At 66.7% G+C, this 9,345-nt stretch carries 9 protein-coding genes; 4 read left to right on the forward strand and 5 right to left on the reverse strand.

Annotated features, from left to right (window positions below; translation table 11 throughout):
• Positions 1-37 precede the first annotated feature (37 nt).
• Positions 38-616, forward strand: a complete 579-nt coding sequence (locus tag N5C25_RS14215; RefSeq protein WP_279937147.1) for a GNAT family protein — start codon at positions 38-40, stop codon at positions 614-616.
• 110 nt (positions 617-726) lie between these two features.
• Positions 727-2,223 carry a S10 family peptidase gene (locus N5C25_RS14220; protein WP_279937148.1) on the forward strand — a complete coding sequence of 499 codons (1,497 nt, stop codon included), beginning with the start codon at positions 727-729 and terminating at the stop codon, positions 2,221-2,223.
• A gap of 333 nt (positions 2,224-2,556) precedes the next feature.
• Here the strand turns inward: N5C25_RS14220 and N5C25_RS14225 are convergent, their stop codons facing one another.
• Positions 2,557-3,678: an inorganic phosphate transporter gene (locus tag N5C25_RS14225; RefSeq protein ID WP_019658889.1), complete on the reverse strand. Its 1,122-nt coding sequence runs from the start codon at positions 3,676-3,678 to the stop codon at positions 2,557-2,559.
• 13 nt (positions 3,679-3,691) lie between these two features.
• Entirely contained in the window at positions 3,692-4,318 is a 627-nt protein-coding gene (locus N5C25_RS14230; RefSeq protein ID WP_004152833.1) for a DUF47 family protein, read from the reverse strand.
• 292 nt (positions 4,319-4,610) lie between these two features.
• On the opposite strand from N5C25_RS14230, the gene N5C25_RS14235 reads away from it, so the two are divergent.
• Both N5C25_RS14235 and N5C25_RS14240 read left to right on the forward strand, forming a co-directional pair.
• Complete coding sequence (locus N5C25_RS14235) at positions 4,611-5,915, forward strand: hemolysin family protein (protein ID WP_251103468.1); 1,305 nt, start codon at positions 4,611-4,613, stop codon at positions 5,913-5,915.
• Complete coding sequence (locus tag N5C25_RS14240) at positions 5,899-6,558, forward strand: exopolysaccharide biosynthesis protein (protein ID WP_251103469.1); 660 nt, start codon at positions 5,899-5,901, stop codon at positions 6,556-6,558. Before N5C25_RS14235 ends, N5C25_RS14240 begins: the two co-directional genes overlap by 17 nt.
• Positions 6,559-6,670: 112 nt before the next feature.
• On the opposite strand, the gene N5C25_RS14245 is transcribed toward N5C25_RS14240, so the two are convergent.
• The 3 genes from N5C25_RS14245 to N5C25_RS14255 form a co-directional block, all read right to left on the reverse strand.
• Positions 6,671-7,168: a pyridoxamine 5'-phosphate oxidase family protein gene (locus N5C25_RS14245; protein ID WP_279937149.1), complete on the reverse strand. Its 498-nt coding sequence runs from the start codon at positions 7,166-7,168 to the stop codon at positions 6,671-6,673.
• Between the two features lie 69 nt (positions 7,169-7,237).
• Complete coding sequence (locus N5C25_RS14250; protein ID WP_279937150.1) at positions 7,238-8,233, reverse strand: LLM class flavin-dependent oxidoreductase; 996 nt, start codon at positions 8,231-8,233, stop codon at positions 7,238-7,240.
• 201 nt (positions 8,234-8,434) lie between these two features.
• Entirely contained in the window at positions 8,435-9,202 is a 768-nt protein-coding gene (locus tag N5C25_RS14255) for a sulfurtransferase (protein WP_019658894.1), read from the reverse strand.
• Positions 9,203-9,345 lie beyond the last annotated feature (143 nt).

Raw genomic sequence — 9,345 nt, forward strand, 5'->3', positions numbered from 1 at the left:
GCGCCATAATGCGCGTCCATCCGTGTGGACCAACGTATTGGCCAGCCACTCCCTGCTGTTTCCCGGCCTGCCGCTGCACAGCGCGCGCCTCGTCCTGAGCCCGATCCGCCGCGACGATGCGGCCGCCCTGTTCGCAATCCAGTCCGATCCGGACGTGATGCGGTTCTGGAACCATCCTGCATGGACACGACCGTCCGAGGCACGCGCGCAGATCGACGATGACCTGGCGGCACAGGCCACCGGCACCCAGCTCAAGCTGGCCGTGCGCGAAACGCTGGAGGGCCCGTTGCTGGGCATCTGCGTGGTGTTTGCGTTGGACCGCGATGCGGCACGCGCCGAGATCGGCTACCTGCTGGCACCGGATCGCCAGGGCCAGGGCTACATGCACGAGGCCCTGCAGCAGGTACTGGCCTACCTGTTCGGCACCCTCCACCTGCATCGCGTGGAAGCCGAGATCGACCCGCGCAACGCACCCTCCGCGCACGTGCTCGAACGCCTGGGCTTCCGCCGCGAGGGAGTGCTGCGCCAGCGCTGGCGGATCCAGGGGGAACTGGCCGACTCGGCCGTCTATGGCCTGCTGGCCGATGACGAAGCGGCCGCCACCCTGCCCGCTTGACCCAATCTGGCCAGTAGCGGGCTCAACGCACGGCCATGCCTTTGGACACATACGACATGGGCCGCCACCGGCCTAGCATCGGAATCCCCTTCCGCTGCCCACCCGGTGCCATGAAGTCCCTGCTGCACACTGCCGCGCTCTGCGTCGGCCTGCTGATCGCCCCAGCCAGCGTGCTGGCCGCGCCTGATGCCGACGCCAAGCCCGATCCGAAAGACGACAAGACCGAGGCACCTGCGCTGCCCGCCGATGCCTCGGCGCGCCAGAGCATGCGCCTGGCAGGCCGCACGCTCGACTACACCGCCACCGTCGGTACCCTGCCGGTGCGCGATGCCAAGGGCAAGGTGATCGCCGATGTGGTGTTCACCGCCTACACGATGCCGGGCAAGGACCGGCCGGTGACCTTCGCGCTCAATGGCGGCCCCGGTGCGTCGTCGGTGTACCTCAACATGGGCGCGATCGGGCCCAAGGTGGTGACCTTCGGCTCCGAGGGTGACAGCGCGTCGGCGCCGGCGACCCTGCACGACAACCCGGGTAGCTGGCTGGACTTCACCGACCTGGTGTTCATCGATCCGGTCGGCACCGGCTTCAGCCGCGCGCGGATCGGCGACGATGAAGCGAAGAAGGCACTGTACAACCCCAGCGCCGACATCGAATACCTGTCACGCTCGATCTACGACTGGCTGCTGCGCAACCAGCGCATGGCGTCGCGCAAGTACCTGACTGGCGAGAGCTACGGCGGCTATCGCGGCCCGCGCATCACCCACTACCTGCAGACCCGGCTGGGCGTGGCGATGAACGGCCTGGTACTGGTCTCGCCGTACCTGAGCCCGACCCTGGAAGACAACGCCGATGTCTCGCCGATGGCGTGGATGCAGACCCTGCCGTCGATCGCCGCCGCGCACCTGGAGCGCCAGGGCAAACTGACCGATGCAGCGATGCGCGAAGTAGTGGAATACACCCGTGGCGACTACGCCACCGCCTTGATGAAAGGCCGTAGCGATCCGCAGGCAACCGAGGCGATGCTGCGCCGGGTGACCGAACTGACCGGGCTGGACCCGCAGTTCGTGCGCCGTGCCGGTGGTCGGCTGGAAACGCAGGCCTACCTGCGGGAAGTGTTCCGCGACAAGGGCACGCTGGGCAGCCGTTACGACTCCAACGTGACCGCGTTCGATCCATTCCCGAACGATCCGGAGCAGCGCGCCAACGATCCGCTGCTGGACAGCATCATCGCGCCGACCACCACGGCGATGGTCGACTTCGTGACGCGCGTGGTCGGCTGGAAGGTGGATGCGCGGTACCAGGCGCTGAACTACGACGTGAACCGGCTATGGGACCGCAATGGCGAGCTGCGCGATGGCGCGGTGACCCAGCTGCGCCAGGCCGTGGCGATCGACCCGCACCTGCAGGTGCTGATCGTGCATGGCTGGAACGACCTGTCGTGCCCGTTCATGGGTTCGATCCTGACCGTGGACCAGATGCCGACGATGGGCAGCAATCCGGACCGGGTGCAGGTGCGCAGTTATCCGGGCGGGCACATGTTCTACAGCCGGGCCGACAGCCAGGCGGCGTTCCGGAATGATGTGAAGGCGCTGTTCCAGCGTAATTGAGGGGTTCGGCAGGGCCTGCGGCCCGGCACCCTCTGGATCAACGGCAACGGCAAGGTCCACGGCAAGATCAACTGCAAAAGCGGGCTTCCTGAGGGCTGGCGAGGTGGGGTGGATATGCAGGACACGCCGTAAACCCGTCCATGGGGGCTCGATGGCGCCATCCATGGCGCCAACGGTCCTGCATATCCACCCCACCCCGCCGCTGACAGGTTCCTGCTGCTGTTGTGGGTGCCGACCGTTGGTCGGCACGCTTGGATACAGAGGAATGATCTGCCATGAAAAAAGCCCGCCGGTATCCGGCGGGCTTTTTCGTTTGCAACCCTGGCGTGGCGATCAGGTCCAGCCGAACAGTTCGAACAGCTTCAGGATCAGGTACGCACAGCCGCCGGCCGCCGGGATGGTCAGGATCCAGGCCCAGACGATGCGCTCGATCACGCCGAACTTCAGCGAACGCGGGTTCTTGGCGAAGCCGACACCCATGATCGCGGTGGAGATGCTGTGCGTGGTCGAGACCGGCATGCCGAAGTGGGCCGCCAGGGTCAGGATGGTGGCCGAGCTGGTCTCCGCGGCGAAGCCGTGGATCGGGTGCAGCTTGACCATCTTGTGGCCCAGGGTCTTGATGATTTTCCAGCCACCCGAAGCGGTACCGGCCGCCATCACCACCGCGCAGGTCAGCACGATCCACATGGCGATGCCGTCACCGGCGTGCGCGTCCGGGTGCATGAAGGCCAGCCAGGACGGCAGATCGTTCAGTGCGCCGGTGGCTTCGGCACCAATCAGGGTCATCGCGATGATGCCCATGGTCTTCTGCGCGTCGTTGTGGCCGTGGGCGAAGCCCATGTAGGCCGCCGAGGCGATCTGCGCCTTGCCGAAGAAGGCATTGACGATGCGCGGGCGGGCCAGGCGGCCGATGGCGCCACCGACCTTGGCCAGGCCGGCGATCAGCGCCCACAGCAGCACCATCACCACGATGCCGAGCAGGAAGCCGGCGATCGGCGAGGTGATCATCGGCACGAACACCTTCCACAGCAGGCCCTTGTTCTGCGCCCAGCTGCCCAGGCGCTCGGACCAGATCAGGGCATCCCAGTTGTTGTGGGCCGCAGCCAGGCCGGCGCCGCAGAGGCCGCCGATCAGCGCGTGCGAGGACGAGGACGGCAGTCCCTTCCACCAGGTGATCAGGTTCCAGATGATGCCGCCCAGCAGCGCGCACAGGATCACCTGCGGGGTGACTTCCACCACGTTGGTGTTGAGCAGGCCCGAGGCGATGGTCAGCGCCACCGCCGTACCGGTCAGCGCACCGATGAGGTTCATGAAGGCGGCCAGCATCACCGCCCAGCCGGGCGAGAGCACCTTGGTCGCCACTACGGTGGCAATGGAATTGGCAGTGTCGTGGAAGCCGTTGATGAACTCGAAGACGAGCGCGGCCAGGATCACTACCAGGACAAGGGTCAACATGCGGCGGCGTCCGTCAGCTGTTCTTCAACACGATCTGGTACGCCACCACGCCAGCCTCGCGGCAACGGTCGATGGCCTTTTCCAGGATCTCGAAGAATTCCTTCAGCAGGAACATCTGCAGGTTGTCCAGGCGACCGGAGTAGATGTCGCGGTACAGCTCGAGCATCAGGCGGTCGGCCTCGTTCTCCAGCGAGCGCAGCTTCTCGTTCAGCGCGGTCATCCGGTCCAGGTTCATGTGGCGCAGGTCGGCCACCATCTCCACCACCACGCCGGCGGCCTGCTCCAGCATCGCCGCGCGCGGCGCGAAGTCGATGTGCTCCAGGTGGGTCGTGGCCAGCGAATAGCGATCGGCGAACTTCTCGATCTGCTTCGGAATCTTGTACAGGGCCGAACCCAGCGCTTCGATGTCTTCGCGCTCGATGGGGGTCATGAAGCTGTCCACCAGCGCCTGGCTGATCTTGTCCGAGGCCGCGCGTTCGCGCAGGCGGGCCAGCTTGAAGGCGTCCAGCGCGGGCTGGCGGTCGGCCTCGCGCAGCATGGAATGCAGCGCCTTGGCGGCATCGGAAGCCGCGACAGCAGCCTCATCGAGCAGGGTGTAGAACTGTTTGCCGGAACCGAAAATGGTCTGCAGAGAGAACATTGAGAAACCTGTCAGCCGTCGCGGGAAGGACGGCACCAGAGCGAATTATGACGGCTAGATGACCATCACGGGTATCCCCGCGCCCTTTCCGGGCTCTGGGAGCCCCAACCTGAACAGGCGGTTGCCACCCTGCCACGCCCCTTTGCTAAGATGCCAGCGCGCCTTCAGGCGCACCTTATGGACGACGACCCTTATCCCCCTGCGCCGCGCCGGACCCCGTTCCTGAGCGCCTGCCGCCATCGCAAGCACCCGCCCTCCCTGCCACCAACCGGGGACGACGCCCGTGTTTGAAATGATCCTGATTGTCTTCGCGCTGGTTCTGCTGAACGGCTTCTTCGCCATGTCCGAGATGTCGGTCATGACCTCGCGCAAGAGCCGCCTGAAGCAGATGGCCGCCACCTCCAAGCGCGCCGCCAAGGCGCTGGAGCTGTCGGAGAAGCCGGAGAGCTTCCTGTCCACCGTGCAGATCGGCATCACCGTGATCGGCGTACTCACCGGCTACCTCGGTGGTGATGCGATCGGCGACGCGATCGCCGGCTGGCTGCAGGGCCTGATGCCCGGCTTTGCGTACGCGCGCGAAGTAGGCACCGCCCTGGCGGTCTCGCTGATCACCTTCATCACGCTGATCTTCGGCGAACTGGTGCCCAAGCGCCTGGCCCTGACACGTTCCGAGGCCATTGCCGGCCTGGTCGCGATGCCGATGAGCTGGCTGGCCAGGCTCGCCCTGCCCTTCGTCTGGCTCCTGTCCAAGACTACGCAGCTGGTGCTGAAGGTGCTGGGCCTGGGCAAGGACGAGGCCGCGCAGGTGACTGAAGAAGAGATCCGGATGCTGGTGGCCGAGAGCCACGAGGCCGGCGTGATCGACGCCCACGAGCGCGACATGATGAACCGCGTCATGCGCCTGGGCGACCGCACCGCCGACAGCCTGATGACGCCGCGCAACCGCATCGCCTGGCTCGACACCCAGGCCGGGCTGGACCGCAATCTGGACATCATGGCCGAGCACGAGTTCTCTCGTTACCCGGTGTACCGCGACAACGACATGGACGTGGTCGGCGTGCTGGAGCTGAAATCGCTGGCCACGCGCATGGCGCGCGGCGACAACGCGCTGTTCCAGACCCTGCGCGAACCGCTGTACGTCTCCGAATCGACCCACGCGATGAAGCTGCTGGAGATCTTCCGCGAGGAACAGCAGTCGATGGCGCTGGTGGTGGACGAGTACGGCGAGATCCAGGGCCTGGTGACCATCAGCGACCTGATGGGCGCCGTGGTCGGCCGCCTGCAGGCGGTCGAGAATGCCGACGAGGATGCCCTGGTGGTGACCCGCGAGGACGGCTCGCTGCTGGTCGACGGCTCGCTGCCGATCGAAGACCTGCGCGAGCTGATCGGAAGCAACGACCTGCCCGATGCCGAGGACGGCGATTACTACACGCTGGCCGGCATGTGCATCCATTACTTCGGCCGCATCCCGCACGCAGGCGAGTACTTCGACTGGGCCGGCTGGCGCTTCGAGGTGGTCGACCTGGACGGTGCGCGGGTGGACAAGCTGCTGCTGCGCACGTTGTCCGACGAGCAGGCCGATGAGCTCACCGCCTGAGACCGGCCAGGGCCAGGGCGCTCAGCGCGCGGCCTACCGCAACGAGGGCATCCGCACCCTGCTGGAGATGTTCGCCTCCGGCGATCCCGCCGAGCACATGCCGCTCGGCCAGATCCTCAGCAACCTGCAGCAGAGCGCGTTCGGCGTGTTCCTGTTCGTGGCGATCCTGCCCTCGTTCATCCCGATCCCGGGCATGGGGGGTGCGGTCAGCGGCCCACTGGTGGTCCTGATCGGCCTGCAGATGCTGTGTTGCCTGCGCCGCCCCTGGCTGCCCGGTTTCGTTGCCCGACGCGGGCCGAAGCGCGGCACCATGCACCGCTTCCTGGACCGTATCGATCGCCCGTTGCGGCGGCTGGACAGGATGCTGAAGCCACGCCTGCCGCAGCTGCTGACACCGCTGCCCGCACACGCGTTCACTGGCCTGCTGCTGGTGTTGCTGGGCCTGCTGCTGTCGTTGCCGATTCCGTTCACCAACTTCCTGTTCGGCTTCCAGCTGCTGCTGTTCTCGCTGGCGCTGCTGGAACGCGATGGTGCGCTGATGCTGTTCAACTGGATCGCCGCACTGGTGGCGATCGCGTTCTTCGGCTTCAGTTCGGGGCAGCTGGTGGGCTATACAGTGGAGCTGTTCCAGCGCTGGTTCTGAAGCGGCATCCGGTAGAGCCGGCCGCTGGCCGGCTGCCACGTTTCCAGGGTTGTCGGCCAGCGGCCGGCACTACCGACATCGGGTAGATCCACGCCACGCGTGGATGCAGCAATCACCGAAGGTCGATGAAACCGTTGTCGGCCAGCGCCGCCGGTTCGTCCTGCACCGCCGACAGCACGAAGCTCAATGCCTTGCCCAGCAGCGTGCCCGGGCCATCCCAGTATTCGGCGCTCTCGGCGCGCACGTGGATCAGGCGCAGGTTCGGATCATCCTTGCCACCCGGGAAGAACAGTTTCATCGCCGGCGACCACAGCTCCTCGACCTTCGCGCGGTCATCGACGACGCGGGCACGCCCGGCCACGGAGACATAGGTGTTGTTCGAGGGCGAGGCATACGCCACGTTGACCCGCGGGTCGAGCGCGATCTCGGCCACCTTCGGGCTGTCGGCGGTGATGACGAACCACAGGTCGCCGTCAAAGGCGACCTGCTGGGTGGCCAGCGGCCGACTGTAGAGCCGTCCGTCGACGCCGGTGGTGGTGAACATGGCCACCTCCACATCCTTGATCAGTTCGGCCAGCTGGTTGACGTGTTCGGCGCGAGTGTAGGCCATGTGGGGGACTCCATCGGAATGAGCCCCCATCAGACCGGGCACGGCCGCAACAGCCCGTGACGCAATTGTTCAGCCCGCGTGGCGGGCGTGCCAGGCCTGCATGGTCAGTTCGAACGAGCGCAAGCGCGCGCGGTGGTCGTACAGGTTGGCGGTGAGCATCAGCTCGTCGGGCCTGTGCCGTTCGACAAACGCGGCGATGCCCTCCCCGACCTGCTGCGGATCGCCCAGCACGGTGCAGGCCAGCGCCCGCTCCACCCCCAGTTTTTCGTGCGGCTCCCAGAAGGACTCGATGTCGTCGATCGGTGCCGGAATCTTGCCCGGCCGGCCACGACGCAGGTTGACGAAACTCTGCTGCTGGCTGGTGAAAAGGCGGCGCGACTCCGCCTCGCTGTCGCTGGCAACGACGTTCAGGGCCAGCATCGCGTGCGGCTGCTTCAGCGCCGCCGAGGGGCGGAACTCGCGGCGGTAGACAGCAAGGGCTTCGTCCATCGCGTCGGGTGCGAAGTGCGAGGCGAACGCATACGGCAGGCCCATCGACGCGGCCATGCGCGCGCCGAACAGGCTGGAACCGAGGATCCAGGTCGGTACCCGCAGGCCGCCACCTGGAACGGCCTGCACCGCCTGCCCCGGCTGAACCGGCTCGAAGTAGTGCAGCAGCTCGCGCACGTCCTGTGGGAACTGGTCCGCGCTGTCGAAGTAGCGGCGCAATGCACGCGCGGTCGGCTGATCAGTACCCGGTGCGCGGCCCAGGCCCAGGTCGATCCGGTCCGGATGCAGCGAGGCCAGCGTGCCGAACTGCTCGGCCACCTGCAGCGGGGCATGGTTGGGCAGCATGATGCCGCCGGCACCGACCCGGATGCGCCGGGTACCGCCGGCGACATGGCCGATCAGCACGGCGGTGGCCGCACTGGCGATGCCGGGCATGTTGTGGTGTTCGGCCAGCCAGTAGCGGCGGTAGCCCAGCGCATCGGCGCGCTGGGCCAGTTCCAGCATGTTGGCAAAGGCGGTGGTGGTGTCACTGCCCTCGCAGACCGGGGCCAGGTCAAGGATCGACAACGGGATCATCAGGCGTTTTTCCGTCACAGGATCCCCCATGCATGGGGACGACCCGGCGCAGCGGCCAGTGCCGGTGGCAGGATGCTGATTCCCGCAGCGCGGGTCCACGACTGGCTGCGCTTGATCCGGTAGAGCCGGCCGCTGGCCGGCAGGCAACGTGCCCTGGCAGCCGGCCAGCGGCCGGCTCTACCGGGGAATCGACATCCCGGCTTAGAACGCGCTGGGGCGCGGATCAGGCAACGGCTGGTCGACCATCGGCTTCAGTTCCGCATCCAGCGCAATGCGCTCATCGAACACGAAGCAGCGGCCTTCGTAGCCTTCGCCGCCCACTTCCTCGAAGTAGCCGAGGATGCCACCGTCCAGCTGCAGCACGTTGTCCATGCCGTCGTTGACCATCCACAGCGCCGCCTTCTCGCAGCGGATGCCGCCGGTGCAGAAACTGACCACGGTGCTGTCCTTCAGTGCTTCGCGGTGCGGCGCCAGCGCCTCCGGCAGGTCGGTGAACTTGTGGATGGGCAGCACCAGCGCATCCTTGAAGGTGCCGTACTCCACTTCCTGCAGATTGCGCGTATCGAGCATCACCACCGGCTTGCCGGCATCGTCATGCCCCTGCCGCAGCCAGCGCTGCACGGTGGCCGGATCGACCGCCGGCGCACGCGGATAGTCCAGCGGCTGGCCGTCATCACGGCGGAAGCTGATGATCTCGTCCTTCACCTTGGCCTTCAGCCGGGCGAACGGCTGGTGCTCGCTGAAGCTGGTCTTGACCCGCATATCGGCAAAGCGCGCGTCAGAGCGCAGCGCTGCGTAGAAACCCTCGACCGCCTCTGGCGCACCCGCCAGGAACAGGTTCAGCCCCTCGCCCGCCACCAGGATCGTGCCGCGCAGCTGTGCCGCCTCGGCACGCGCCAGCAGCTGGTCACACAGGGCCTGAGGGGCGTCGATGACGGCGAAATGGTAGGCAGCGGTATTGGCGATCATCCCGCCATTTTAGCGCCTCCCGCCCGCACAGACAGATTCAGTGGTCAGTGCCCTCTGCGCAGCAGAGGGATCCGACCCCAAGCCCGGCAGACGCCCGGAATCCGTCAGGGGTGGGGCGGTGTGGGCGGGCGGGGGCGCAGAGC

Source organism: Stenotrophomonas sp. GD03958, from assembly GCF_029839005.1.
Taxonomy (GTDB): Bacteria; Pseudomonadota; Gammaproteobacteria; order Xanthomonadales; family Xanthomonadaceae; genus Stenotrophomonas; species Stenotrophomonas hibiscicola.

Coding starts and splice junctions, on each gene's coding strand:
- N5C25_RS14220 (WP_279937148.1), top strand. CDS start 727: ATGAAGTCCCTGCTGCACACTGCCGCGCTCTGCGTCGGCCTGCTGATC.
- N5C25_RS14225 (WP_019658889.1), bottom strand. CDS start 3,678: ATGTTGACCCTTGTCCTGGTAGTGATCCTGGCCGCGCTCGTCTTCGAG.
- N5C25_RS14230 (WP_004152833.1), bottom strand. CDS start 4,318: ATGTTCTCTCTGCAGACCATTTTCGGTTCCGGCAAACAGTTCTACACC.
- N5C25_RS14235 (WP_251103468.1), top strand. CDS start 4,611: ATGATCCTGATTGTCTTCGCGCTGGTTCTGCTGAACGGCTTCTTCGCC.
- N5C25_RS14240 (WP_251103469.1), top strand. CDS start 5,899: ATGAGCTCACCGCCTGAGACCGGCCAGGGCCAGGGCGCTCAGCGCGCG.
- N5C25_RS14245 (WP_279937149.1), bottom strand. CDS start 7,168: ATGGCCTACACTCGCGCCGAACACGTCAACCAGCTGGCCGAACTGATC.
- N5C25_RS14250 (WP_279937150.1), bottom strand. CDS start 8,233: ATGATCCCGTTGTCGATCCTTGACCTGGCCCCGGTCTGCGAGGGCAGT.
- N5C25_RS14255 (WP_019658894.1), bottom strand. CDS start 9,202: ATGATCGCCAATACCGCTGCCTACCATTTCGCCGTCATCGACGCCCCT.